Origin of the sequence: Streptomyces sp. NBC_00414, assembly GCF_036038375.1 — a bacterium.
Lineage (GTDB): Bacteria > Actinomycetota > Actinomycetes > Streptomycetales > Streptomycetaceae > Streptomyces.
The window spans coordinates 7905005-7928727 of record NZ_CP107935.1 but is presented as its reverse complement, the minus strand read 5'-3'; the positions used below and the strand labels follow the sequence as shown (position 1 = coordinate 7928727).

Genomic DNA, 23723 nt, shown 5'->3' with positions numbered 1-23723 from the left:
GGAACCGCCCGTATCGGGTGATCCACTACTTAAGTGTCCCTGGGAGCGGCCCGTCCCGCCCCTTCATTTACGAAGCGGGTCCGGCCGTCCCCTGGCGTCCCGTGAAGCGCCTTGCGTTCCCCAGGTGCGCGGAGAGCTGCTTCTGGATGCGCACGGTCGCCTCGTCGAGTGCCTTGCGCGTACGCCGTCCGCTGCCGTCGCCCGCCTCGAAGGGGTCGCCGAAGACGACGTCGACCCGGCTCCGCAGCGGGGGCAGCTCCTTTATCAGCCGTCCGCGCCGCTCCGTGCTTCCCAGTACGGCGACCGGCACGATCGGGGCTCCGCTGCGCACCGCGAAGTAGGTGAGTCCGCCGCGCAGCGAGGCGAAGTCTCCCTCGCCGCGGGTGCCCTCGGGGAAGATCCCGAGGACGCCGCCGTCGTCCAGGATGCCCAGCGCCCGAGTGATCGCGGTGCGGTCGGCGACGGAGCGGTCCACCTTCACCTGCCCGATGGCGAGCAGGAACGGGTCGAGCGGGCCGACGAACGCCTCTTTCTTGATCAGGAAGTGCGTGGGCCGGGGTGCCACGCCCATGACCATCGGGCCGTCGATCATGTGGGAGTGGTTGATGGCGAGGATCGCCGGACCGGTCGCCGGGACCTTCCAGGCTCCCAGGACGCGCGGCTTCCACAGTCCGTACATCAGGCCGACGCCGATACGGCGGCCGATGTCGGCCCGCCGGGCGGACGGTGCTTCGGTCACTTCGCGGCCCGCTTCTCCTCGACGAGGGTGACGACGCACTCGATGACCTGCTGGAGCGTGAGGTCGGAGGTGTCCACCTCGACCGCGTCGTCCGCCTTCGCGAGCGGCGAGGTCTTACGGGTGGAGTCGGCGACGTCCCGCTTGATCAGGGCCTCGCGGGTGGCGTTGACGTCGGCGCCCTTGAGCTCACCGCTGCGGCGGGCGGCGCGGGCCTCCGGCGAGGCGGTGAGGAAGATCTTGAGGTCGGCGTCGGGCAGTACGGTCGTACCGATGTCCCGGCCCTCGACGACGATGCCCTGCCCGGCCGCCGAGGCGATCGAGCGCTGCAGCTCGGTGATCCGGGCGCGGACCTCGGGGACGGCGCTGACCGCGCTGACCTTCGAGGTGACCTCCTGGGTGCGGATGGGGCCCGCGACATCGGTGCCGTCGACCGTGATGGCGGGCGCCGCGGGATCCGTACCGGAGACGATGTCGGGCTTGCCGGCCGCGTCCGCGACGGAGGAGGGGTCGGTGATGTCGATGCCGTTGTTCACCATCCACCAGGTGATCGCCCGGTACTGGGCGCCCGTGTCCAGGTAGCTCAGGCCGAGCTGTGCGGCGACGGCCTTCGAGGTGCTCGACTTGCCCGTGCCGGAGGGACCGTCGATGGCGACAATCACGGCCGGGGCGGTCCGGGCGTCGGTGGATTCCACGGGTGCGGACACCTTCCTGGTACGGGTTCTGGGCTGGTTCGGGCACGAGCGCGCCCCGAACAAGGTTACTGGCTCCCCGGGCCCCGTCTTACGGGCCCCGCGACGCCCCCGTCGCCGTCCCCGCCGACGCCCCCGTCACCGTCCCTGCGCCACGCTCACGACGATCACCAGGACCAGGACCGCCAGCAGGATCATCAGGCCCACGGCGAGGGGCCGCGCGGTGTCCGGCAGCCATGTCGGCGCCGGTTGCGGCGGCGGCCCGGGCCGGTTCACCCGCTGCCTCCGCTTCCACTGCTTCCGCTGTCCGGGCAGCTTCATCTGCTTCGTCCCCGACAGGGGCGAGGAGCCGGGTGCGGGCATCGTGGTGTCGTTGAACACGTCGTGCCCCGTGACCGCGGCCCGCGCGCACCAGGGGCAGACTGTGAGATGGGAGCCGTGGCTGTGCCGCGGCCGGTCCGGGCAGACGCGGGCCAGGCGGCGCTCCTCGTCGAGGGCGCGCAGCCATTCCTGCGCCTGGGGCCGGGCGCCCGGGTCGGTGACACCGGGCCCGAAGGCGCGCCGGGCGAGACCCAGCAGCGCGGGCGGCAGGATCGTCGGGTCGACGACACCGCGCGGGACGATCACACAGCCGGGTTCGGCGACGTACGAGCGGCTGGCCGCGATGTTGTCCTTGACCGTCGTCTCGGACTCGCTGTCGCGCGGTACCCCGCCGAAGGGATGGTTCCCGGCGGTCAGGAGCTGGTAGACCAGCACCGCGAGGGCGAAGTCGTCGCTCTGCCGGGTCGCGGGGCCGCCCGCCAGCCGTTCCGGGGCCGCGTAGTCCGCGGTCTGCATCAGGCAGGGGAACTCCTCGTGGGTCGCCGGGTCCGTGAAGGCGATGGAGTCGCAGTCGAGGAAGGTGACGAATCCGTTGGCGTCGACCACGACGTTGTTGCTGGAGAAGTCGCCGACGACCAGACCCTCGTGGTGCATCCGGGCGGTCATGAAGGCGAGGTTCCAGCCGACCCCGAGCATGAACCGCCAGTCGGTGCGCTCCGGGAACAGCCGCAGTCGCTGGGCGCGGGTGAAGAGGCCGACGAGCTGGACGTGCCCCGGCTCGCCGAACCGGCGCATCGCGTAGCCGAGGAACTCCCCCGCCGGGCCCCGGGCCACCGCCGTGGGCCAGGCCAGTTCCGGCGGCTGCCCCGGGCCGATGGGCCGGCCGCCGAGGGGGGTCAGGGTCAGCATGCGTTCCAGACGGCGTTCCTGTTCCGCGCCGGGCGGTTCGCGGTAGAGCTTGACCACGATCCGCTGGTGCCCCGCGACGGGGAAGACGGCCGCCTGTCCGCCGCCCTTGAGGGGGTGCGGGCCGAGTGTCACCCGCTTCCCGTCGAGAAGGACACGCCGGCCCGTCGGGGCGGTCATGTCCTGACCGCCCGGAGCAGTGTCTTGTCGTCGGCGTTGAGGGCGGTCAGCCGGTCGGAGCGCAGCAGCGCCGCCAGGGCCTCCTCGTCCTCCTCCGGGTCGGCGCCCGGGCTGTCCAGGGACCGCAGGACGGCCGAGGTGAAGGAGGCGTTGGGCACCGGTGGCCGTCCGCCGAGCGCGGCCTGGGCGAGCCCGTCGGTGGACAGGAGCAGCCCGTCGACGCCCTCGTCGAGAACGCAGGCGGTGCTCACCTTGTCCTCGGCCCCGGGCGAGGTGAGGAAGACGGTCTCGTTGCTGTACTCGCTGACCGCCGCGGGCTGCGGCAGCAGATGGAACTGCCGCTCCCCGTCGCCGGTGCGGCCCGCCCTCAGGACGACGAAGCCGTCGCCGACCGAGAGGTGACCGAGCCAGGCGGGGGTGAGGACCATCACGGTGAGGGTGGTGGCGAAGTCGTAGGCGTCGCCGCCGGTGCGGTGCAGGAACTCCTCGCAGACCTCGCGGAAGGCGTCGGTCAGCAGGGTGTGGACGGCCTCGCCGGGCGGGCAGCCCCGGGCGGCCCGGCGGGCGAAGTGCTCGGTGGCCAGGTCGACCGCCAGCCGGGCCCCCTCGTCGGACCGGCTGCGGCTGCCCGCGCCGTCCGCGACCGCCAGGACGGTGGCGGTGTCCGTGACGGCATGGCCCCAGGCGTCCTGGCACGGCGCACCGCTCTGCCGGTGCCGGTATCCCTCGACGCTCAGCCCGTGGATCCGCCAGCCCTCGCTCACGCCGCCACCCCGCTCGTGTCTCCCATCCCGCTCGTGTCTCCCATCCCGCTCGTGTCTCCCATCCCGCTTCATGTCTCCCACGCCGGGCGCTGCGTCCTGAACTGGGCGAAGATCTTCTCGAAGACCTCGTCCCCGGCGCCGCGCTGCTCGGCGTTGGCGCTGGCCGACATCATCTGGAGCAGCTCGCGGAACGGGAAGCCGTGCAGCCGGGCGTTGAAGGCCGGCGCGAGGGCCCTGAGCACCTGCTCGCCCATGTCGGAGATGTCGCCGACCCCGATCGCGTACAGCCGGTACTTCCTGGCCTGCTGGTCGTCCGTGAGCATCGGTACGAGGCGCTGCCAGGCGGTGGTCCAGCGGCCGGTGCCATCGGTGGGCAGGCCGTCCGTGACCAGGCAGATCTGCGGGCGGTAGTACTGGAGCCCGGAGGCGCGCAGTTCGGTCTTGCGGGCGGCGACGATCCGTACGGCCAGTTCGAGGGCCTCGGTGAGCAGGGTGACCCCGGCGGCGTCCAGGACCGGGGCCTGGAACGCGTGCGCCGGTACGAAGGGGCTCACGGGGGTCTGCGCGGGCAGCGGCTGCGCCCCTCTCCAGGCGCGCACGCCCTGTCCGCCGAAGGTGACGACGGCGACCTCGACGCTGTAGCTGAGGCTCACGTCGTCGTGGAGTTCGCGGGTCCAGGAGCGCAGCGCGTCGTTGAGGGCCTGGATGGGCGGGCCGGTCATGGAGCTGGAGGTGTCGAGGCAGAGCACCAGCGGCAGGCGCTGTGCGTTGTTCTCGAATTCGATGTCCGCGTACGACGCCGGGAGCGTCTGCGGCTGCCGTTCGTTGCGCATGGTCTCTCCGCGGGGCAGGTGGTTCGGGCGGTCAGGGGTGTTCGGCCGCGGCCGGTGGCCGCCGGTGGTGCGGGAGGGCGAGCAGGACGTCCGGGTTTCCGGACTCCGCCTCGGGGTCCGTCACGTCGACCGGGGCGCCGGGGGCGGGCGGCGGTGTGCCGGAGTCGGTCCACTCGGCCCGGTGGAGGCAGTGGTCCAGCTCGACGTATCCCTGGGGACGCAGTTCGGTGCGTACGGTCGCCGTCCGGTGCGGTCTGCCGGCTCTGCGGTGCCGTCGCCGGCGTGGCGGGGGCCGGGGCGCGGCGCGGTGGCCGGGGCTCCGTGCGGAGTCGGGTCCGGCCGTGGCCCGGGCGGGGCTCACCCGGGTGCGGCGTACGGCGAGGACGAACAGGGCGAGCAGCAGGGCGAGGGCGGCGCCCGCGCCGGCGGCGAGCCAGACCAGCGTGCGCCTCTCGACGGCCAGGGCGGTCGTCACGGCGGTCACGTCGGCGGACATCGACGGCGTCGGCCGGAACATCGCGGCCGTGCCGAGAAAGGCGAGGAGCATGATTCCGCGACCCATGATTCCCCCGTTCGGGCGCAGGAAAAGCACATCGCACATTAGAGGCGAATATCAGCCTGCCGGATAGCCGTCGGGACATTTCGTGGCCGACTCATGAAGTCACTGTTCTAGAGTCGGAACACCTCCTGGCACCTGGTGAACATCTGTCGCGCGTGTTCCGCCCAGTCACCGGCCAGTTGCCCGAAGTCGTGGGGGGTCATACGGCTGGTGAGCGGGAGGACGCAGACTCCGGCGAGGCAGGGGCGGGGGCCGCGGACGTCCCAGACGGAGAGCATGGGGATCAGCTGTTCGGTATTCCACGCATTCGCCGCGGCGGCGGCCGGAGCCAGCTGGTCCTCCCGCAGGACATGACCGTCCGTCATGAAGGCGACAAGGAGTTTTCTGGTGGTCATGAAACGAATGGTGACCACACCGCCCGTTTCGGGAACGGCGAATTCCAGAGTGACGGAAGTGGAATCCGAGGTGGTCGATCCGGCGCGGCTGCGGCCGGCCCAGTCCTCCACCAGCCGCCGCCAGTGGGTGCCCACTTCGGGCAGGGGGCCGAAGGCGGCGTCAGCGCGCGCCACGGCGGGCCGCCTCCTTGACCATGGTGGCGGTCAGCCCGGCGTCGAGCAGCGCCTGCGCGTGCAGCCGCAGGCAGGAGGGGACGCTCGGGGTGAGCCCGCGGTCCGGGCCCGCTCCCGGGCCGGCGCGGGCGGCGAGGTCCCGGACGCGGGCCCGGACGGCCTCGGAGACGGCGGGCGGGGGCCAGTCCGCGGCGTCCCCCACACCGGTGAGGAACTCGTCCAGCAGGACGTCGAGTCCGGGCCGCTCCTCGGGCTGCCGGGCGAAGCACCGGGTGAGGGTGGCGCGCAGTCCGTCCGGTACGCCGTCCAGTTCGGGCGAGCCCTCGACGACCCGGTAGATCACATCGGTGGCGTCTCCGAACGGCGCGTGGCCGGTCGCCGCGTAGACGAGCACGCCCGCCAGCGAGAAGACGTCGCTCGGCGGGCCGACCGGCCGGGTCGTCAACTGCTCCGGCGACATGTAGTGCAGGGTGCCCATGGTGATGCCGGGCCTGGTGAGCTTGGGCGCTCCGGACAGCAGGGAGATGCCGAAGTCGATGACGCGGGGGCCGTCCGCGGCCAGCAGGACGTTGGCGGGCTTGAGGTCCCGGTGCACGACACGGCCCGCGTGGATGGCCTGGAGCGCCTCGACGAGGCCCGCGCCCAGGACGCGTACCTGCGCCTCGGTGAAGGGGCCGGCCGCGCGGACGGCCTCCGAGAGGGCCGGGCCGGGGACGTACACGGTGGCCAGCCAGGGCGGGTCGCCCTCGGGATCCGCGTCGACGACGGCCGCGGTGAAGGCGCCGCCGACGGCCCGCGCGGCCGTCACCTCCCGCGCGAACCGCTGCCGGAACTCCGGGTCGGCCGCGTACTCCGGCCGCACCACCTTGACCGCGACGGCCCGCCCGCCGGGTGACCGGGCGAGATACACCCACCCCATGCCACCCGAGCCGAGCCGCCCCACGATGCGATAGGACCCCACCCGCAGGGGATCGCTGACCGGCGTCCTCACTCGGCCCACCTCATTCGCGCGCAGATGCGGTGATACCGAGTGAGTGTGCCCCGAACCGCCGCGCCGGGATGCCGCGCCGGCCCACATCTACGGCCGAATCACGCACACTCCGCCCACCCCGGACGAGACACCCGCCACCGCCCTACTGCCGGATGGCCCCGCGCGCCTCCCGGGCTCCGACCGCCGACACCGGACCTCCCGGGCTCCGACCGCCGACACCGGGCCACCCGGGCACCCCGCCCTACTGCCGGATCGCCCAACCCCGCTCCCGCAACGCCGCCGTCAACACAGGCGCAGCCGACGGCTTCACCATCAACTCCATCAGACCGACCTGCTGCCCGGTCGCGTGCTCGATGCGTACGTCCTCGATGTTGACGCCCGCGCGGCCCGCGTCGGCGAAGATGCGGGCCAGCTGGCCCGGCTGGTCGTCGATGAGGACGACGACGCTCTCGTACACGGTGGGCGCGGTGCCGTGCTTGCCGGGGACGCGGATCTGGCCGGCGTTGCCGCGGCGCAGGACGTCCTCGATGCCGGTGGTGCCGGCACGGCGCTTGGCCTCGTCGGAGGACTGGAGGGCGCGCAGGGCCTGCACGGTCTCGTCCAGGTCGGCGGAGACGTCCGCGAGGAGGTCGGCGACCGGTCCGGGGTTCGCGGAGAGGATGTCGATCCACATCCGCGGGTCGGACGCGGCGATCCGGGTGACGTCGCGGATGCCCTGGCCGCAGAGGCGTACGGCGGCGTCCTCGGCGTTCTCCAGGCGTGCGGCGACCATGCTGGACACCAGGTGCGGCATGTGCGAGACGAGCGCGACGGCGCGGTCGTGGGCGTCGGCGTCCATCACCACCGGGACCGCCCCGCAGAACGAGACGAGCTCAAGGGCGAGGTTGAGCACCTCGGTGTCGGTGTCCCGGGTAGGCGTCAGCACCCAGGGCCGCCCCTCGAAGAGCTCGGCCGTGGCGGCCAGGGGGCCCGACTTCTCTCGGCCCGACATGGGGTGCGATCCGATGTACGCGGACAGGTCGAGCCCCAGCGACTCCAGTTCGCGGCGCGGTCCGCCCTTGACGCTGGCCACGTCGAGGTAGGCGCGCGCGACTCCGGCCCGCATCGCTGCGGCAAGCGCCGCTGCCACGTGCGCGGGCGGCGCGGCGACGATCGCGAGGTCGACGGGGCCCGCGGGCTCCTCGTCCGTGCCGGCGCCGAGCGCCGCCGCCGTACGGGCCTGCCCCGGGTCGTGGTCGGCGAGGTGCACGACGACGCCCCGCCCGGTCAGGGCCAGCGCGGCCGACGTCCCGATGAGGCCGGTGCCGATGACGAGTGCGGTTCTCACTGGGCGATGTCCTTGCGCAGCGCGCCCGCGGCGCCCAGGTAGACATGCGCGATGTCGGCGCGCGGCAGGTCGGACTCGATGTGCGCGAGGACTCGTATCACCCGGGGCATCGCCCCTTCGATGTCCAGTTCCTGCGCGCAGATCAGCGGCACGTCGACGATGCCGAGCTTGCGCGCCGCGGCCGCCGGGAAGTCGCTGTGCAGGTCGGGTGTCGCCGTGAACCAGATACTGATCAGGTCGTCGGCGGTCAGCCCGTTCCGCTCCAGGACGGCGGTGAGCAGCTCGCTGACCTGCTCATCCATGTGACCGGCTTCGTCCCGTTCCAGTTGGACGGCGCCCCGGACCGCTCGTACCGCCACGGTGATGCTCCTCGCTGATGTACGGATCGGCTGTGGTGCGTCCAGCCTAGTCAGCCCCCGGTGGCCCGACGCGCGGCGCCCGCCTGCCGAGACGGCCGCCCCTTCTCGCTCCTCGCTCTTCCAATCTCCGTCAAGTGGCTCCTGTGCGCCTCTGGACGCGGGAGCCGCGGTCCGCTTGCATGGTGAGGCTGTCCGCGCCACGCCTCGGGGGAGGCACGATGAAGCGTTCCGGACCACTTTTCACGCTCCTCGCGGGACTGCTGCTCGCCCTGTTCATGCTGTCGCTCAACGCGACCACGGGGACGCGCAGCACGTCGACCGGGAGCGACTCGGCCGCCGATGCCGTATCGGCGAGCCCGGCACCCGCGGTGACCGCCACGGTCACACCGAGCAAGCCGGCACCCTCGCCCAGCCCGTCGAGGTCCGCCGTGCCGAACGGCGACTACGCGGGCCGCACCGACGACGACTCCTCCGCGGTCGCGGTGACGCTGCGCGAGGGCAAGGCGGTCGCGTACTTCTGCGACGGCCGGGACCAGGAGTCGTGGCTGAAGGGCGACGTCGAGTCCGACGGCAGCATGCGCCTCACGAACAAGAAGGGCCAGGTCCTCACCGGCGAGCTGACCGGCAGACGGATCCGCGGCACCGTCGACATGGGGCAGCGGAACTACGGCTTCACGGCCGCCAAGTCCCTGAAGCCCAACGCGCTGTACCGCGCCACCGACACCGTGGCCGACACCGAGATCGACGGCGGCTGGATCCTGCTGCAGGACGACAGCCAGGTCGGCATCCTCAAGCGGGACGGCAAGGCCGGGCCCGCGCCCCGTATCGACCCGGAGACCGGCGCCGTGACGGTCGAGGGAGAGCAGCTCACCGCCCGCCCCGTGACCCCGTGACCTCCTGACCCTTCGCTCCACCCTCCCGACCCTTCGCTCTTCGTTCCGCCCCTTGCCCCATACCGCGTGACCGCAGGGAGCCGACCATGACCGTGGACCCGAACGCCGCCACCCAGAACTTCCCCTCCCCCGACCCCGCCCCCCGGGGCCAGGGAGCCGCCCGTTATCTCGTACCCGTCCTGGTCGCGAGCGCCGTCGCGGTCGGCCTCGGCGTCTACGGGAACACGCACGACCCGGAGGGCACCGCCTTCAACCTGGCGGGCTTCAGCAGCACGAGCGCGGTGAAGTCCTGGCTGGCCACCGTCGCGGTGGGCTTCGCGCTCGTCCAGCTCGTCTCGGCGCTCATGCTGTACGGGCGCCTGCCGGGCCCTAGCTGGTCAGGGGTACTGCACCGCTGGTCGGGCCGGATCGCGTTCCTGGTCGCGGTGCCCGTGGCGGTGCACTGTCTGTACGCGTTGGGCTATCAAACATACGAACCGCGCGTCTTGTGGCACTCACTCCTGGGTTGCTTCTTTTTCGGTGCATTCAGTGCCAAAATGCTGCTGCTCCGCTCGGAGCGACTGCCCGGCTGGGTGCTGCCGATCGTCGGCGGGCTCGTCTTCTCCGCCCTCACGGTGATCTGGCTGACCTCCGCCCTCTGGTTCTTCCGCACCTTCGGAGTGACGACATGACGAATCCCTCGACGCGGCGCACGGTGCTCGCGACGGGCGCGGCGAGCGCGCTGCTCCTGGGCTGCAGCAAGTACGGGGACGAGAACAGCGGGGGCGATTCGGAGGAGGCCTCCTCCGTGGCCCCCTCGGGCAGCGAGAGCGGGGGCGAGGCGGCACCCGGCGGCAAGGAACTCACCAGGACCGGCGACGTCCCGGTCGGCGGCGGAAAGATCTTCAAGGACGAGAAGGTCGTCGTCACCCAGCCGGAGAAGGGCGGCTTCAAGGCCTTCTCGGCGGTCTGTACACACCAGGGCTGCGTCGTCGCCAATGTCTCGGACGGCACGATCAACTGCACGTGTCACGGCAGCAAGTTCCGCGTCGCCGACGGCTCGGTGGCCGGCGGACCGGCACCGAAGCCGCTCCCCGCGAAGCAGATCACCGTCACCGGAGACTCCATCAGCCTCGCCTGATCGGCCGCGCGGCCGATCAGGCCGAGCCGGGCGGCGGATCAGGCGGAGCCGGCCGGGCGGTCAGGCGTCCCAGAGCGCGCCCAGCGCAATCAGGTCGCCCTGGTGCTCGATCCGGTCGGCCCACTCCGCGGGCCAGGCGTCGGCGCCGAGGTACGCCCCCGAGAAGGCGCCGGCCAGGCACGCGATCGAATCCGAGTCCCCCGAGGTGCAGGCGGCCCGGCGCAGGGCCGTCACCGGCTCGTCCACGAAGAGCAGGAAACACAGCAGGCCGGTGGCGAGCGCCTCCTCGGCGATCCACCCGGCGCCGGTGGCCAGGCACGGGTCCGTCTCGGGCGACGGTGACCGCAGGGCCCGCTGCAGCCGCTCCAGAACCTCCAGGCACTCGTCCCAGCCCCGCGAGATGAAGTGCGTGGGCGTCGGGTCCTGGGCACGGGTCCACAGGTCACCGAGCCAGCGCTCGTGGTAACTCGTCCGGTTCTCGTACGCGTACGACCGCAGCTGTCCGACCAGGCCCGTGGGCTCGGCGCCCTGCGCGAGGAGCCGTACGGCGTGCGCGGTGAGGTCGGAGGCGGCCAGAGCCGTCGGGTGGCCGTGCGTGAGGGCGGCCTGCAACTGGGCGGCGCCCGCGCGCTGTTCGTCACTGAGGCCGGGGGCCAGACCGAGGGGCGTCACCCGCATGTTGGCGCCGCAGCCCTTGGACCCCACCTGGCTGGCGTCCTGCCAGAGCCGGTCCTCGCGCTTCAGCTCCTCGCAGGCGACGAGGCAGGTACGGCCCGGGGCACGGTTGTTCTCCGGTGACCGGTACCAGTCCACGAACTCCTCACGGACGGGCCGCTCCAGCCGCTTGGGCCCGAGCAGCCCCCGGTCCATGGCCGTCCGCAGCCCTCGCGCCAGCGCCAGCGTCATCTGCGTGTCGTCGGTGATGTACGCGGGATCCGGCAGCTCCAGTTCCCGCCAGGGCCCGAACGCGGCAAGGATCGAGGGCACGTCCTTGAACTCGGTCGGGCGGCCGAGCGCGTCCCCGAGGGCGAGCCCCACCAGCGCCCCGGTGGCGGCCTGCTTCCTGACGGTCGTGGTCATGAGGTTCGTCCTTTCGAAGACGGGGACGGGGACGGGGACGAAAGCGGGGGCGGGGGCGGGGACGAGGGCGATGGGGACGGCGGGGGCGAAGAAGACTGCGGGGGCGGCACAGGCGCGGCTCGCAGCAGCGGTGGGTGCAACGCCGTCGCGTCCCCCGCCCGGTACAGCGCGGCAGGCTTGCCCCGGCCTCCGGTCAGCCGCGCCGCACCCGGCACCGGCTCGACGAATCCGGGCGTGGCGAGGACCTTGCGCCGGAAGTTCGGGCGGTCGAGCACGCTCCCCCACACCGTCTCGTAGACCTGCTGGAGCTCCCCGAGAGTGAACTCCGGCGGGCAGAACGCGGTGGCGAGGCAGGTGTACTCCAGCTTCGCGCCGATCCGTTCACGGGCGTCGGCGAGGATCCGGTCGTGGTCGAATGCGAGCGGCCCGAGTCCGTCGTACGGCAGCCAGTGCGCGCTCACCGCGTCGCCACCGCCGCGCGGCTCGGGGGCGTCGGGCAGCAGCGCGGTGTACGCCACGGAGACCACCCGCATCCGGGGATCACGGTCCGGCTCGCTGTACGTGCGCAGCTGCTCCAGGTGCAGCCCGGAGACGTCCGACAGACCGGTCTCCTCGGCGAGTTCCCGCCGGGCGGCCGTCCCGGCGGACTCCTCGGGCAGCACGAACCCCCCGGGCAGCGCCCGGCACCCCGCGTACGGCTCCTGCCCCCGCTCGATCAGCAGCACCTGGAGCGCGCCCGCCCGGACCGTGAACACCGCGAGATCGACGGTGACGGCGAAGGGCTCGAAGGCGTGCTTGTCGTAGCCCTCCATGCCCCCTCCTCAGCTGGCCTCGGCGGCCGTCGGCACACCTTGCCGGGCGACGGCCGGGGACCGGGACCACCCCCGTGGGCCCTGCTCCGCCGACCGCGCCCGGCAAGGGCGTTTCCTTAATGGTCAGGACGACTATAAATCGCGGAGGGCGCGCCCACAAGCCCCGAACGCGCATCGGCCGGCCCCGGGAGATCCCGGAACCGGCCGATGCCGTACTGAAGAAGGCGCGTACTGAAGAAGGCGCGTGATGAAGCAGGACGCCTGCCGAACAGGACGCGTGCTGAAGAAGCGGAGGTGCCTAGAGGCCGACTTCCTGCATCAGCATCCCGACCTCGGTGTTCGACAGGCGTCGCAGCCAGCCGGACTTCTGGTCGCCCAGGGCGATCGGCCCGAAGGACACGCGTACGAGCTTCTCGACCGGGAAGCCGGCCTCGGCGAGCATGCGCCGCACGATGTGCTTGCGGCCCTCGTGCAGCGTCACCTCGACCATGTAGTTCTTGCCGGTCTGCTCGACGACCCTGAAGTGGTCCGCCTTCGCGTACCCGTCCTCCAGCTGGATGCCGTCCTTGAGCTGCTTGCCCAGGTCGCGCGGGATCGGGCCCACGATGTGCGCGAGGTAGACCTTCTTCACGCCGTACTTGGGGTGGGTCAGGCGGTGCGCCAGCTCACCGTGGTTGGTGAGCAGGATGACGCCCTCGGTCTCGGTGTCGAGCCGTCCCACGTGGAAGAGCCGCGTCTCGCGGTTCGTCACGTAGTCACCGAGGCACTGACGGCCCTCGTTGTCCTCCATGGTGGACACGACACCGGCGGGCTTGTTGAGCACGAAGAACTGGTACGACTGCGTGGCGACGGTCAGCCCGTCGACCCTGATCTCGTCGTTCTCCGGGTCGACGCGCATCCCCTGCTCGACGACGATCTCGCCGTTGACCTCGACGCGGGACTGCTCGACCAGTTCCTCGCAGGAACGGCGCGAACCGTAGCCCGCGCGCGCGAGCACCTTCTGCAGGCGCTCGCCCTCCTGCTCGGAACCCGGGAAGGTCTTGACCGTCTTGGCGTCGGGCTTGCCCGCGTACCGGTCCCTGTTGCGCTCCTCGGTACGCGTCTCCAACTCACGGGAGCGCGCGTTCTCCGTACGGCCGCCGCGCTGCTGGCCCTGCTTGGGGCCGCCCTTGGCGCCACCGCGGGCCGAGCTGCCGCGCCCGGACTTCGCACCCTCGTGGGTGGCGCCGGGGCCTACGTCGTAGCGGCGCTCCTCGGGACGGGGCTTGCTGGGGCGCTTCGGCCTGTCGTCGGGCCCTCCCGCGCCGTTCTGCTGGGAGCCGCCGGCGGGCCCCCTGGAGCTGAATCCGCTGCCGGAGGTACGGGGGCCACCGCTGCCGGCGCCGCGCGGGCCACCGCCACCGGAGCCACGACCGCCGGACCCGCGGGGGTTACCGCCTCCGCCGCCGGAGCCACGGGGGTTACCGCCTCCGCCGCCGGAGCCACGGGAGTTGCCGCCCCCACCGCCGGAGCCACGGGAGCCACCGCCCCCGCCGGTCCCGCGGGGGTTGCCGCGCCCGCCGCTGTTACTGCCGCTGCCACTGCCACTGCTTCGCATCAAAGTTCCGTCGTCGTCGTGTCGTCTGCATCTGCGTCCGGCGCATCCGGATCGAACGACGGGACCCCTTCCAGCGTCTCTGCCTCGATCGCGTCCGCCTCCGGAAGGAAGGGCGCGAGCTCCGGGAGTTCGTCCAGGCCACGCAGGCCCATTCGCTCCAGGAAGTAGTTCGTCGTCCTGTACAGGATCGCACCTGTTTCGGGTTCCGCGCCCGCCTCCTGGACCAGACCCCTCTGAAGGAGGGTGCGCATCACGCCGTCGCAGTTCACTCCGCGGACCGCGGAGACCCTCGATCGGCTGACCGGCTGCCGGTACGCGACCACCGCCAGCGTCTCCAGCGCGGCCTGGGTGAGCCGGGCGTGCTGGCCGTCCAGGACGAAGCGCTCGACGGCCGCCGCGTACCGGGGCCGGCTGTAGAACCGCCAGCCGCCGGCGACGAGTCGCAGCTCGAAGCCGCGCCCCTGCACGGTGTACTCGTCGGCCAGCGCACGCAGCGCGTCCGCGATCTGCCGCCTGGGCCGCTCCAGGATCTTCGCGAGATGCTCCTCGGTGGCGGGCTCGTCCACGACCATGAGGACGGCCTCCAGCGCGGGCCGAAGGCCGAGATCCGCGACGCTGTGCACCCCCGCGGGGGCTCCGGTGGTGTCCTCGCTCACACCTTCTCCTCCTCGACAGGATCCCGGACCGGATCCGGCGGCCGGTCGAACTCGTCCGTCACCGCCGGCTGCGCATCCCCCTCCCCGCCCGTCCAGCGCACCACCAGGTCCCCCAGAGCCTCCTCCTGGTCCAGGGAGACCGCCTTCTCCCGATAGAGCTCCAGAAGGGCCAGGAAACGCGCCACGACGGTGAGGGTGTCGTCGACGTCCTCGACGAGCGAGCGGAAACTGGCCTCGCCGAGCTCCCGCAGCCGCGCCACCACGATCGCGGCCTGCTCCTGCACGCTCACGAGCGGCGCGTGGATGTGGTCGACGTACACCTGGGGCCTGGGCCTGGGCTGCATCGCCTTCACGGCGAGCTTGGCGAATCCTTCCGCCCCGATGCTGATGACCACTTCGGGCAGCAGCTCGGCGTGGTGCGGCTCCAGGCCGACGGTACGGGGGTAGCGGCGCGCCTCCTCGTCGAGGCGGCGGTTGAAGATGTCGGCGATCTGTTTGTACGCGCGGTACTGCAGCAGCCGGGCGAAGAGCAGGTCGCGGGCCTCGAGGAGCGCCAGGTCGCCCTCGTCCTCGACCTCGGCGGAGGGCAGCAGCCGGGCGGCCTTCAGATCGAGCAGGGTCGCCGCGACGACCAGGAACTCGGTCGTCTGGTCGAGATCCCAGTCCGGCCCCATCGCCCGGATGTGCGCCATGAACTCGTCGGTGACCTTGGAGAGCGCCACTTCGGTGACATCCATCTTGTGCTTGGAGATCAACTGAAGCAGCAGATCGAAGGGCCCTTCGAAGTTCACCAGCCGAACCTTGAAGACCCCGTCGTCCGGCTCGGGCTCACTTTCCGGCTCCGCCGCCGCGGCGCCGTGCCCACCACGGTCCGCGGCCGAGGTGCCGTCCTCAGCCACCGACGGGCCCGCCGCGGGCGGTTCCGCAGGGGGCCCACCCCCGGGCCCCCTCCCCAACGCACGCCGCCGCCCACCGGACCCACCGGAGACAGAGGCGGGGTCAGTGGGCGGAGGGACATCGGACGAGGTCATGGCCTTCGCAGGCTACCGCTACCGCCCACGCAACCGTCGTACGAGAATGCTCGCGTCCCCACGGGATTCGAGATCCGCGAGAACCACCGCGACAGCCTCCCGCACGATCCGCCCGCGGTCGACCGCGAGCCCGTGCTCCCCGCGGAGCACCAGCCGCGCGTGCTCGAGGTCGATGAGCTCCTCGGCGGACACGTACACCGTGATCTTCTCGTCGTGCCGCTCGCGCCCGCTGGGCCGCCGTCCGGGGGCCCGCCCGCGCTTGCGGGACTGCGCCCCGCCCCCGCCGGCCCCGGCAGAACCTTCCTGCGGCCCCGGCCGTCGCCCGGAACGGTCCGCCGCGGCGCTCCGGCTCCGGGACTCCCCGTCGGCGGAGTCGGCGTCGGCCGCGACATGTTCGTCGCCCTCGCCGTCACCGCCCCGCACGGGCACCGACTGCGGCGCGTTCTCCCCGGCCGCGGCGTCGCTCTCGCCCGCCGGAGCGGGCACCCGGGCCTCGCCGTTGGCCGGACGCCGCGGGCTGGAGGACTGAAGTGCCATCCCCCCGGTCGTACGGAACAGTTCGTCGGCCCCCGGCAGACTCACTCGGCGTGACACCGGGCGAGCACCTCCCTGGCGAGCTGACGGTAGGCGGCGGCGCCGACGGAGTTGGAGGCGTACGTCGTGATCGGCTCACCGGCGACCGTGGTCTCCGGGAAGCGGACGGTCCGGCCGATCACCGTGTGGTACACGTGATCGTCGAACGCCTCGACCACGCGCGCGAGCACCTCACGGCTGTGCACGGTCCGCGAGTCGTACATCGTGGCGAGGATGCCGTCGAGCTCCAGCTCGGGGTTGAGCCGCTCCTGGACCTTCTCGATGGTCTCGGTGAGCAGCGCGACCCCGCGCAACGCGAAGAACTCGCACTCCAGTGGCACTATCACCTTGTGAGCGGCCGTCAGCGCGTTCACGGTGAGCAGGCCCAGCGAGGGCTGACAGTCGATCACGATGTAGTCGTAGTCGGCCATCAGCGGCTTCAGGGCGCGCTGCAGGGTGGACTCGCGGGCGACCTCGCTCACCAGCTGAACCTCGGCGGCGGACAGGTCGATGTTGCTGGGCAGCAGGTCCATGTTCGGAACCGCCGTCTTCAGGAGCACCTCGTCGGCCGCCATGCCCCGCTCCATGAGCAGGTTGTAGACGGTGAGGTCGAGCTCCATCGGGTTGACTCCGAGGCCCACGGACAGTGCGCCCTGCGGGTCGAAGTCGACGAGCAGGACCCGGCGTCCGTATTCCGCGAGTGCCGCACCCAGGTTGATGGTCGACGTCGTCTTGCCGACGCCGCCCTTCTGGTTGCACATCGCGATGATCTTCGCGGGGCCGTGGTCGGTCAGCGGGCCCGGGATCGGGAAGTACGGCAGCGGGCGCCCGGTCGGGCCGATGCGCTCGCGCCGCTGGCGCGCCGCGTCGGGCGCGAGCGTGGCCGCGTACTCCGGATCGGGCTCGTACTCGGCGTCGGGGTCGTAGAAGTGCCCCTCGGGCAGGTCGTCGTAGTCGGCGAAGTGGGTGCGGTTCTCGCCACTTCCGTTGCCGGCCATGGCGTTCACGTGATGGCCATCCATGCTCTGGTGTGCTGTCTGAGTCATCTTCGGGCTCTGGTGGGCTGCGAAGGTTCGCACAGCGACGGAGCCGACAGCTTCGAGCCCCGTTGGCCTTGAGCCCTGCGCAGGCATTCCTGGTTGACCACCCCCGGGAGTAAATGTCGACTCATTCACAAGTCGTCTTACCTCCTTGGTGACCAGGAAACTTCTAGATAGGTCAGCGTGGCACCATGCCGACGGTTGGCGACTCTATGGCGTGTCACCGCTCCGCAGCAACACAATCCGCCGGACCCGGCCCGATGTGTCGGCGACGGAACACCCCTCTGTCAAGGGCGTAAGGGCGTCGCACGGCAGGTTTCAGGGGTGTGCGAAACGGTTCAAGGGTTACGTTCGAGGCGAGTTGAACGAGTCTCGCAAAGTGACCCGACACACATCCGGCCGGCCCTTGTGGGACAAGGTCCGGCCGTACGTGCGATGTTGACGACCTCTGTTGACGAATCGCCTTTTGTCGGCCGGGAAGCCGCCTTCCGAACCGGGACGAACCCGGCGGGAAGGTCAGCCCAGCAGGGTCTCCAGCTCGGCGTGCTCCAGGCCGTGGGCCTCCGCGACCTCACGGTAAACAACCTTGCCGTCATGCGTGTTGAGACCCCTGGCGAGCGCGGGATCACGGCGCAGCGCCTCGACCCAGCCGCGGTTCGCGACCTCCACGATGTACGGCAGCGTGGCATTGGTGAGCGCGTACGTCGAGGTGTTGGGCACCGCGCCCGGCATGTTGGCGACGCAGTAGAAGACCGAGTTGTGGACCGGGAAGGTCGGCTCCGCGTGAGTGGTCGGACGCGAGTCCTCGAAGCAGCCACCCTGGTCGATGGCGATGTCGACAAGGACACTTCCGGGCTTCATTCGTGACACGAGCTCGTTGGTGACCAGCTTCGGGGCCTTGGCGCCGGGGATGAGCACGGCACCGATGACGAGGTCCGCCTCCAGGCACGCCTTCTCCAGCTCGAAGGCGTTGGAGACGACCGTCTGGATCTTCGTGCCGAAGATCTTGTCGGCTTCCTTGAGCTTGTTGATGTCGCGGTCGAGCAGGGTCACGTGGAAGCCCATGCCGATGGCGATCTGCGCCGCGTTCCAGCCGGAGACCCCGCCGCCGATGACCACGGCGCGGGCGGCCAGCACGCCCGGGACACCGCCGGGCAGGACACCCCGGCCGCCGTTGGCGCGCATCAGGTGATAGGCGCCGACCTGCGGGGCGAGGCGGCCGGCGACCTCGGACATCGGGGCGAGCAGCGGCAGCGCGCGGCTGGGCAGCTCGACCGTTTCGTATGCGATCGCCGTGGTGCCGGACTCCAGGAGGGCGTCCGTGCACTCCTTGGACGCGGCCAGGTGCAGGTAGGTGAAGAGCGTCTGGTCCTTGCGGAGGCGGTGGTACTCCTCGGCGATGGGCTCCTTGACCTTCAGCAGCAGGTCCGCGGCGGCCCAGACCTCGTCGGCGGTGGCGACGATCCGCGCGCCGGCGGCGACGAACTCCTCGTCCGTGATCGAGGAGCCGACACCGGCGTCGCGCTCGATGAGGACCTGGTGGCCGTGGCGCACCAGCTCGTGCACGCCGGCGGGGGTGATGGCCACCCGGAACTCGTTGTTCTTGACCTCGCGGGGGATGCCGACCTTCACGTCGATCACGGTTCCTTGGCTCAGAAGGGATGCAGAGGGGTTCCGGGCCAGGCAGCGCAATGCATGACGATGCCTGACATACCCGGATGCACGGGAGCACACCGGGGAACACCACGTAAGGACGCGGCGGAGCCAGTCTAATGAAGGGATTCTCTGTGTCTAGCCTTTCAAAGCATCAATCTTCTTCGGATGCACTACGGATTTCGTAGGTGTTGCGGTCCTGTTCCTTCATTGATGCGCTCTCCGGGAGCTCATCACCCAGCATTCGTTCGGCCGCGGCGCGGTGCAGCCGGGCGGCCGTCGGATCCCCCAGCCGGTCGAGCGTGTCGGCCAGCCGGAGCTGCAGCGCGGCCTGCAGCCGGACGTCGTCGGCGCGGCGCGCCCAGTCGGCCGCCTCCTGGCAGGTGACGAGTGATTCCTCGGGCCGGCCCGCGTACTCCTGCACCCGCGCCATCTCGCTCAACGCCCTTGCCTGGCCCGCCACATCCCCGGTCCTGCGGTGCCCGGTGACCGCGGAGCGCCAGTTGCGCAGCGCCTCGCCGTAGCGGCCCGCGTAGGTGTGCACGGTCGCGATCCGGCCGTGCAGTCTGGCGGCGTCCGCGCGCTCGTCGCGGGCGAGTCGCTGGGCGAGCGCGCGGCCGTACCAGTCGGCGGCCCGGTCGTAGTCGCCCAGCTCCTGGTGGGCGCCACCTACGGATTCCATCGCGCGGCCGGTCGCGTAGGGGTCGTTCGCCTCACGTCCGGCGTCCAGCGCGGCCCGGTAGCGGGCCAGCGCGTCCGTCGTACGCCCCGTCTGGGCGTCCAGGTCGGCGAGGTTCAGCAGCGCGGCGGCCTTCTCACGGGGCAGGTTCCGGCGCTCGGCGACGTCCAGGACGAGCCGGTGGATGCCGTACAGCTCGGGCGCCGCGGCCCGCGTACCGACATGCGCGACCAGTGCTCTGACCAGGGCGGCCATCAGGCGGCGGGCCAGGGTGTCCAGCTCGCCGTCGGAGACCGCGAGGCGGGCGGCGGCCAGCAGCGCGGGCTGCCGGATGCGCAGCCAGTCGGCGGCGGCCCGGGGGTTCGGGAAGCGCAGCGCGCGGGGCATCCCGGCGAGCTTCTCGCGGGCGGGCGAGCTGTCGGTCTCGGTGATGGCCCGGCAGGACACCAGGAGCCGTACGGTCCGCTCCAGCATGCGGGCGCGGGCCAGCTGGAGCTCGGCCGCGCGGTCCTCGGTCTCGGTGAGCGAGCGCAGCAGGGGAAACAGGCAGCCGGGCACCTCGTACTGCGGCAGCGGCGACTCCACGGCCCGGACGAGACCGAGTTTCGTGAAGTCGTCCAGGGTGGTGCGGGCGGCGCCGACCGAGCAGCCGGCGAGCGCGGACGCGGTGTGCGGGTCGACGAGCCCGGCGGGGGCGAGCGAGAGGAGTCGCAGTATCCGCGCGGCGGCCGACGGCAGGGCGGTGTACGTGAGCCGGAAGACGCGCTCCAGGATCGGGCCGTCGTCACCGTCGGTGTGCAGTTGCTTGGCGAGGTCGGCGACGGCCGACTTGGGCCGGTGGGCGAGCCAGGCCCCGGCGAGGACGAGCGCCGCGGGCTGGGCGGCGCAGATCTCCACGAGTCCTTCGGCGGCGCGCGGGTCCACGGTGATGCGTACGGAGCCGGTGTACCGGTCGAGGAGTTCGAGTGCGGACTTGGTGTCCATTCCCCCGAGGGTGCAGGGGCGGACGTCCGAGATCCCGGTCAGCGGCCCGCCGGAGACGGCGACGACGAGACAGTCCGGGGTCTCCGGGAGGAGCGCGTCGACCTGTTCCGCGTCCGCCGCGTCGTCTAGCAGGAGCACGGTCCTGCGGGTGGCGAGCGCCTCGCGCAGCCGCTCGGAGAGGTCGTCCTCGTCGGCTCCGGCCGGGGCGAGCAGTTCGAGTGCGGTGAGCAGGTCACGCGCGGTTCGTTCGGTCGGTACGGGGGTGCCGTCGGGCTCGGTGAGCCGGGCTCGCAGGACACCGTCCGGGTAACTGTCCGCGACCTGCCGTACGAGCTCCTCGGCGAGCGCGGTCCGGCCGGATCCGGGCCTGCCGGCGATGAGCAGCACACGCGCGCGTGGCGCCTTCCGTCCGGCGAGGGTGTCCAGGCCCGCCCGGTCGATGTCGGCCCGTAGTTCTTTCAACTCTCTTGTACGGCCGAGGAACTGACCCCCCGTGAGGGCGGTTTCGGCAGCCGGGCGCCGCCCTTTCTCCGACACCGTCGTGCCGCCGGCATCCACCGCCTGATCCGTCACGGGCCACACTCCCGTCCCACTGCGCGCGCAAGCCCGCCGGGACTCCGGACGGGGCGTTTTCAGAGCCTAGTTCACGCTCTGCGACGATCCGTGCGGAGCGCGGCGGGCACATCCCCCGATCGGATCAGGCGATCGTCACATCGGTGGGCCGTCTGCACGCACCGGAGTGGATCACGCCTCGAACGGGCGTGCGGGCCACGGGGCCTCGGCGGGGCGCAGGGCCTCCAGACCTTCTCCGGCGAGGGCGGCGGTCAGCGCGAGGACGCCCACGACGAGACAGTTGTTGTGCAGCTCACCGGCGAGGACTCCGCGCACCAGCTCGTCGACCGGGACCCGGGAGAGCTCCATGTCGGCCTCCTCGTCCTCGACCTCGAAGCGCTGTCCCTCCGCCTCGGACAGATCGCGGGCGAGGAAGATCCGGACGGCCTCGTCGCAGCCGCCGGGCGTGGTGAACACGTCGGTGAGCACCCGCCAGTCCTCGGCCTTGACGTGCGCCTCCTCGTACAGCTCGCGCTGCGCGGCGTGCAGGGGGTTCTCGCCCGGGACGTCGAGCAGGCCGGCCGGGATCTCCCAGAGCTTGTGACGCACGGGGTGCCGGTACTGGCGGATGACCAGGGCGCGCCCCTCGTCGTCCAGGGCGAGGACGGCCACCGAACCGGGGTGCACCTGGTAGTCCCGCCGGGCGACCGACCCGTCGGGCATGACCACGTCGTCGGTGCGCACGGAGGTCTTGTTGCCGGTGAATGGGGTCTCGGTCGCCCTGACCTGCCACTCCTCGGCGGTGTCCTTGATGGTCATGTCGACTTGTTCCTCCCACACGCACGAACACGAACCTGTGCCGCAACAGAAATCCCACACGGCGAAAACCGGGGCACGCGCCCCAAAAGACGCGTACCCCGGCAACCGTACAACCCTCGTCCCGCTCGCTACTTGGCCGTCTTGCGCTCCACCGCGGCCTTGACCAGACCCGCGAACAGCGGGTGCGGCCGGGTCGGGCGCGAGCGCAGCTCGGGGTGCGCCTGCGTCGCGACCAGGTACGGGTGGATCTCGCGCGGGTACTCCAGGAACTCCACGAGCTTGCCGTCCGGGGAGGTGCCGGAGAACTGCAGACCGGCCTTCTTCTCCAGCTCGGCGCGGTAGGAGTTGTTCACCTCGTAGCGGTGGCGGTGCCGCTCCTCGACGTACTCCTTGCCGTCGTAGACCTCGCGCACGATGGAGCCCTCGGCGAGCTTGGCGGGGTACATGCCCAGGCGCATCGTGCCGCCCATGTCGCCGTCGCCCGCGACGATGTCCAGCTGCTCGGCCATCGTGGAGATGACCGGGTGGCCGGTGGCGGAGTCGAACTCGGTGGAGTTGGCGTCCGCGATGTCGGCGAGGTTGCGCGCGGCCTCGATCACGATGCACTGCAGGCCCAGGCAGAGACCGAGCAGCGGGATCTTGTTCTCGCGGGCGTACTGGATGGCGCCGACCTTGCCGGCCACACCGCGGTCGCCGAAGCCGCCGGGGATGCAGATCGCGTCGACGTCGCCGAGCTGCTTGGCGGCGCCCGCCGGGGTCTTGCAGTCGTCCGAGGCGACCCACTTGATCTTCACGCGGGCCTTGTTGGCGAAGCCGCCCGCGCGCAGCGCCTCGGTGACCGAGAGGTAGGCGTCGGGCAGGTCGATGTACTTGCCGACGAGCGCCATGTGGATCTCGTGCAGCGGGTTGTGGACCCGGTCGAGCAGGTCGCCCCAGGTCGACCAGTCCACGTCACGGAACGGCAGGTCCAGCTTGCGCACGACATAGGCGTCCAGGCCCTCGGTGTGCAGGACCTTCGGGATGTCGTAGATCGAGCGGGCGTCGGGACAGGCGACGACGGCGTCCTCGTCGACGTCGCACATCAGCGAGATCTTGCGCTTGATCGCGGTGGGCACCTCGCGGTCGGCGCGCAGGACGATCGCGTCCGGCTGGATACCGATGTTGCGCAGTGCCGCAACCGAGTGCTGGGTCGGCTTCGTCTTCAGCTCCCCGGAGGGGCCGATGTACGGGAGGAGCGAGATGTGGACCACGAACACGTTGTCGCGGCCGACCTCGTGACGGACCTGGCGGACGGTCTCCAGGAACGGCAGCGACTCGATGTCGCCGACCGTGCCGCCGACCTCCGTGATGACGACGTCGACGTCGTCGGTGGCCATCCGGCGGATGCGGTGCTTGATCTCGTTCGTGATGTGCGGGATGACCTGCACGGTGTCACCGAGGTACTCGCCGCGGCGCTCCTTGGCGATGACCGTGGAGTACACCTGCCCGGTGGTGACGTTGGCGGAGCCGTCCAGGTCGACGTCCAGGAAACGCTCGTAGTGCCCGATGTCGAGGTCGGTCTCGGCCCCGTCGTTGGTGACGAACACCTCACCGTGCTGGAAGGGGTTCATCGTGCCGGGGTCGACGTTCAGGTACGGGTCGAGCTTCTGCATGGTGACCCGCAGACCCCGTGCCTTGAGCAGCGCGCCCAGGCTGGAGGCGGTCAGACCCTTGCCGAGGGAGGAGGCGACACCCCCGGTGACGAAGATGTGCTTGGTCGTCGTGGCGGTGCTGCTTCGGAAAGCAGCGGGCGGCATGGCCAAGAGGGGGCTCCCGTGGTCGCGGTATCGGTTGCGGTACGGCTGTCCGACCCGGAGGTTTCCGGAGGTGCCGTCGCTGCGGTTCGGGGGTCCCTTTTCCTGCTCGGGCGTCCACCGGTCCACGGGCTACCAGGGTATCAGCGACGCGACGAGGCCGCTTCCGGCCACGCTCCGCACACGGGTCGACACGCACCACAC

Annotated in this window: 24 protein-coding genes; 3 read left to right on the top strand and 21 right to left on the bottom strand. The window is 71.5% G+C overall.

Annotation, left to right across the window (positions count from 1 at the left end):
• Nucleotides 1–67 precede the first annotated feature (67 nt).
• From OHS59_RS34495 to aroH, 10 genes are all read right to left on the bottom strand, one after another.
• A complete protein-coding gene (locus tag OHS59_RS34495; RefSeq protein ID WP_328497259.1) occupies nt 68–778 on the bottom strand; it encodes a lysophospholipid acyltransferase family protein in 711 nt (236 codons plus the stop codon).
• Nucleotides 736–1431 (bottom strand): (d)CMP kinase, encoded by a 696-nt coding sequence (gene cmk / locus OHS59_RS34490; RefSeq protein ID WP_328497258.1) that lies wholly within the window; start codon nt 1429–1431, stop codon nt 736–738. Before cmk ends, OHS59_RS34495 begins: the two co-directional genes overlap by 43 nt.
• 135 nt (nt 1432–1566) lie before the next feature.
• Nucleotides 1567–2835, bottom strand: a complete 1269-nt coding sequence (locus OHS59_RS34485; protein ID WP_328497257.1) for a protein kinase domain-containing protein — start codon at nt 2833–2835, stop codon at nt 1567–1569.
• Nucleotides 2832–3599 carry a PP2C family serine/threonine-protein phosphatase gene (locus tag OHS59_RS34480; RefSeq protein ID WP_328497256.1) on the bottom strand — a complete coding sequence of 256 codons (768 nt, stop codon included), beginning with the start codon at nt 3597–3599 and terminating at the stop codon, nt 2832–2834. The genes OHS59_RS34485 and OHS59_RS34480 overlap by 4 nt, the downstream gene beginning before the upstream one ends.
• Before the next feature lie 68 nt (nt 3600–3667).
• Nucleotides 3668–4432, bottom strand: coding sequence for a vWA domain-containing protein (locus OHS59_RS34475; protein WP_328497255.1), 765 nt, complete (start codon nt 4430–4432; stop codon nt 3668–3670).
• A 31-nt stretch (nt 4433–4463) separates the two neighbouring features.
• Nucleotides 4464–4994 carry a hypothetical protein gene (locus OHS59_RS34470; protein ID WP_328497254.1) on the bottom strand — a complete coding sequence of 177 codons (531 nt, stop codon included), beginning with the start codon at nt 4992–4994 and terminating at the stop codon, nt 4464–4466.
• Nucleotides 4995–5101: 107 nt separating this feature from the next.
• Complete coding sequence (locus OHS59_RS34465; RefSeq protein ID WP_328497253.1) at nt 5102–5560, bottom strand: hypothetical protein; 459 nt, start codon at nt 5558–5560, stop codon at nt 5102–5104.
• Entirely contained in the window at nt 5547–6551 is a 1005-nt protein-coding gene (locus OHS59_RS34460) for a serine/threonine-protein kinase (protein ID WP_328497252.1), read from the bottom strand. The genes OHS59_RS34465 and OHS59_RS34460 overlap by 14 nt, the downstream gene beginning before the upstream one ends.
• A 241-nt stretch (nt 6552–6792) precedes the next feature.
• Complete coding sequence (locus tag OHS59_RS34455) at nt 6793–7878, bottom strand: prephenate dehydrogenase (RefSeq protein ID WP_328497251.1); 1086 nt, start codon at nt 7876–7878, stop codon at nt 6793–6795.
• Nucleotides 7875–8237 (bottom strand): chorismate mutase, encoded by a 363-nt coding sequence (aroH, locus tag OHS59_RS34450; RefSeq protein ID WP_328497250.1) that lies wholly within the window; start codon nt 8235–8237, stop codon nt 7875–7877. Before aroH ends, OHS59_RS34455 begins: the two co-directional genes overlap by 4 nt.
• 218 nt (nt 8238–8455) lie before the next feature.
• Between aroH and OHS59_RS34445 the strand changes: the two genes are divergently transcribed.
• The 3 genes from OHS59_RS34445 to OHS59_RS34435 all read left to right on the top strand — a co-directional run bounded on the left by OHS59_RS34445 (nt 8456) and on the right by OHS59_RS34435 (nt 10250).
• Entirely contained in the window at nt 8456–9130 is a 675-nt protein-coding gene (locus OHS59_RS34445; protein WP_328497249.1) for a hypothetical protein, read from the top strand.
• 86 nt (nt 9131–9216) lie between these two features.
• A complete protein-coding gene (locus tag OHS59_RS34440) occupies nt 9217–9801 on the top strand; it encodes a DUF6529 family protein (RefSeq protein ID WP_328497248.1) in 585 nt (194 codons plus the stop codon).
• Entirely contained in the window at nt 9798–10250 is a 453-nt protein-coding gene (locus OHS59_RS34435; RefSeq protein WP_328497247.1) for a Rieske (2Fe-2S) protein, read from the top strand. The genes OHS59_RS34440 and OHS59_RS34435 overlap by 4 nt, the downstream gene beginning before the upstream one ends.
• Before the next feature lie 60 nt (nt 10251–10310).
• Here OHS59_RS34435 and OHS59_RS34430 read toward each other — a convergent pair whose 3' ends face one another.
• From OHS59_RS34430 to OHS59_RS34380, 11 genes are all read right to left on the bottom strand, one after another.
• A complete protein-coding gene (locus OHS59_RS34430; RefSeq protein ID WP_328497246.1) occupies nt 10311–11330 on the bottom strand; it encodes an ADP-ribosylglycohydrolase family protein in 1020 nt (339 codons plus the stop codon).
• Nucleotides 11327–12142 (bottom strand): NUDIX hydrolase, encoded by an 816-nt coding sequence (locus tag OHS59_RS34425; RefSeq protein ID WP_328497245.1) that lies wholly within the window; start codon nt 12140–12142, stop codon nt 11327–11329. The genes OHS59_RS34430 and OHS59_RS34425 overlap by 4 nt, the downstream gene beginning before the upstream one ends.
• 298 nt (nt 12143–12440) lie before the next feature.
• Nucleotides 12441–13739: a pseudouridine synthase gene (locus OHS59_RS34420; RefSeq protein WP_328497244.1), complete on the bottom strand. Its 1299-nt coding sequence runs from the start codon at nt 13737–13739 to the stop codon at nt 12441–12443.
• Nucleotides 13739–14395, bottom strand: a complete 657-nt coding sequence (scpB, locus tag OHS59_RS34415; RefSeq protein WP_328497243.1) for an SMC-Scp complex subunit ScpB — start codon at nt 14393–14395, stop codon at nt 13739–13741. The genes OHS59_RS34420 and scpB overlap by 1 nt, the downstream gene beginning before the upstream one ends.
• Nucleotides 14392–15426, bottom strand: coding sequence for a segregation and condensation protein A (locus OHS59_RS34410; protein WP_328497242.1), 1035 nt, complete (start codon nt 15424–15426; stop codon nt 14392–14394). Before OHS59_RS34410 ends, scpB begins: the two co-directional genes overlap by 4 nt.
• An 18-nt stretch (nt 15427–15444) precedes the next feature.
• Nucleotides 15445–16020, bottom strand: coding sequence for a hypothetical protein (locus OHS59_RS34405; RefSeq protein ID WP_328497241.1), 576 nt, complete (start codon nt 16018–16020; stop codon nt 15445–15447).
• Entirely contained in the window at nt 16005–17132 is a 1128-nt protein-coding gene (locus OHS59_RS34400) for a ParA family protein (RefSeq protein WP_079053143.1), read from the bottom strand. The genes OHS59_RS34405 and OHS59_RS34400 overlap by 16 nt, the downstream gene beginning before the upstream one ends.
• Nucleotides 17133–17555: 423 nt before the next feature.
• Nucleotides 17556–18680, bottom strand: a complete 1125-nt coding sequence (gene ald / locus OHS59_RS34395; RefSeq protein ID WP_328497240.1) for an alanine dehydrogenase — start codon at nt 18678–18680, stop codon at nt 17556–17558.
• A 166-nt stretch (nt 18681–18846) separates the two neighbouring features.
• Nucleotides 18847–20928, bottom strand: a complete 2082-nt coding sequence (locus OHS59_RS34390; RefSeq protein WP_328497239.1) for a tetratricopeptide repeat protein — start codon at nt 20926–20928, stop codon at nt 18847–18849.
• Between the two features lie 171 nt (nt 20929–21099).
• A complete protein-coding gene (locus OHS59_RS34385; RefSeq protein WP_328497238.1) occupies nt 21100–21726 on the bottom strand; it encodes an NUDIX hydrolase in 627 nt (208 codons plus the stop codon).
• Nucleotides 21727–21854: 128 nt separating this feature from the next.
• Nucleotides 21855–23522 (bottom strand): CTP synthase, encoded by a 1668-nt coding sequence (locus OHS59_RS34380; protein ID WP_328497237.1) that lies wholly within the window; start codon nt 23520–23522, stop codon nt 21855–21857.
• Nucleotides 23523–23723: the final 201 nt, after the last annotated feature.

Coding starts and splice junctions, on each gene's coding strand:
- OHS59_RS34485 (WP_328497257.1), bottom strand. CDS start 2,835: ATGACCGCCCCGACGGGCCGGCGTGTCCTTCTCGACGGGAAGCGGGTG.
- OHS59_RS34475 (WP_328497255.1), bottom strand. CDS start 4,432: ATGCGCAACGAACGGCAGCCGCAGACGCTCCCGGCGTCGTACGCGGAC.
- OHS59_RS34470 (WP_328497254.1), bottom strand. CDS start 4,994: ATGGGTCGCGGAATCATGCTCCTCGCCTTTCTCGGCACGGCCGCGATG.
- OHS59_RS34445 (WP_328497249.1), top strand. CDS start 8,456: ATGAAGCGTTCCGGACCACTTTTCACGCTCCTCGCGGGACTGCTGCTC.
- OHS59_RS34440 (WP_328497248.1), top strand. CDS start 9,217: ATGACCGTGGACCCGAACGCCGCCACCCAGAACTTCCCCTCCCCCGAC.
- OHS59_RS34435 (WP_328497247.1), top strand. CDS start 9,798: ATGACGAATCCCTCGACGCGGCGCACGGTGCTCGCGACGGGCGCGGCG.
- OHS59_RS34430 (WP_328497246.1), bottom strand. CDS start 11,330: ATGACCACGACCGTCAGGAAGCAGGCCGCCACCGGGGCGCTGGTGGGG.
- OHS59_RS34425 (WP_328497245.1), bottom strand. CDS start 12,142: ATGGAGGGCTACGACAAGCACGCCTTCGAGCCCTTCGCCGTCACCGTC.
- OHS59_RS34420 (WP_328497244.1), bottom strand. CDS start 13,739: ATGCGAAGCAGTGGCAGTGGCAGCGGCAGTAACAGCGGCGGGCGCGGC.
- OHS59_RS34410 (WP_328497242.1), bottom strand. CDS start 15,426: ATGACCTCGTCCGATGTCCCTCCGCCCACTGACCCCGCCTCTGTCTCC.
- OHS59_RS34400 (WP_079053143.1), bottom strand. CDS start 17,132: ATGCCTGCGCAGGGCTCAAGGCCAACGGGGCTCGAAGCTGTCGGCTCC.
- OHS59_RS34385 (WP_328497238.1), bottom strand. CDS start 21,726: ATGACCATCAAGGACACCGCCGAGGAGTGGCAGGTCAGGGCGACCGAG.
- OHS59_RS34380 (WP_328497237.1), bottom strand. CDS start 23,522: ATGCCGCCCGCTGCTTTCCGAAGCAGCACCGCCACGACGACCAAGCAC.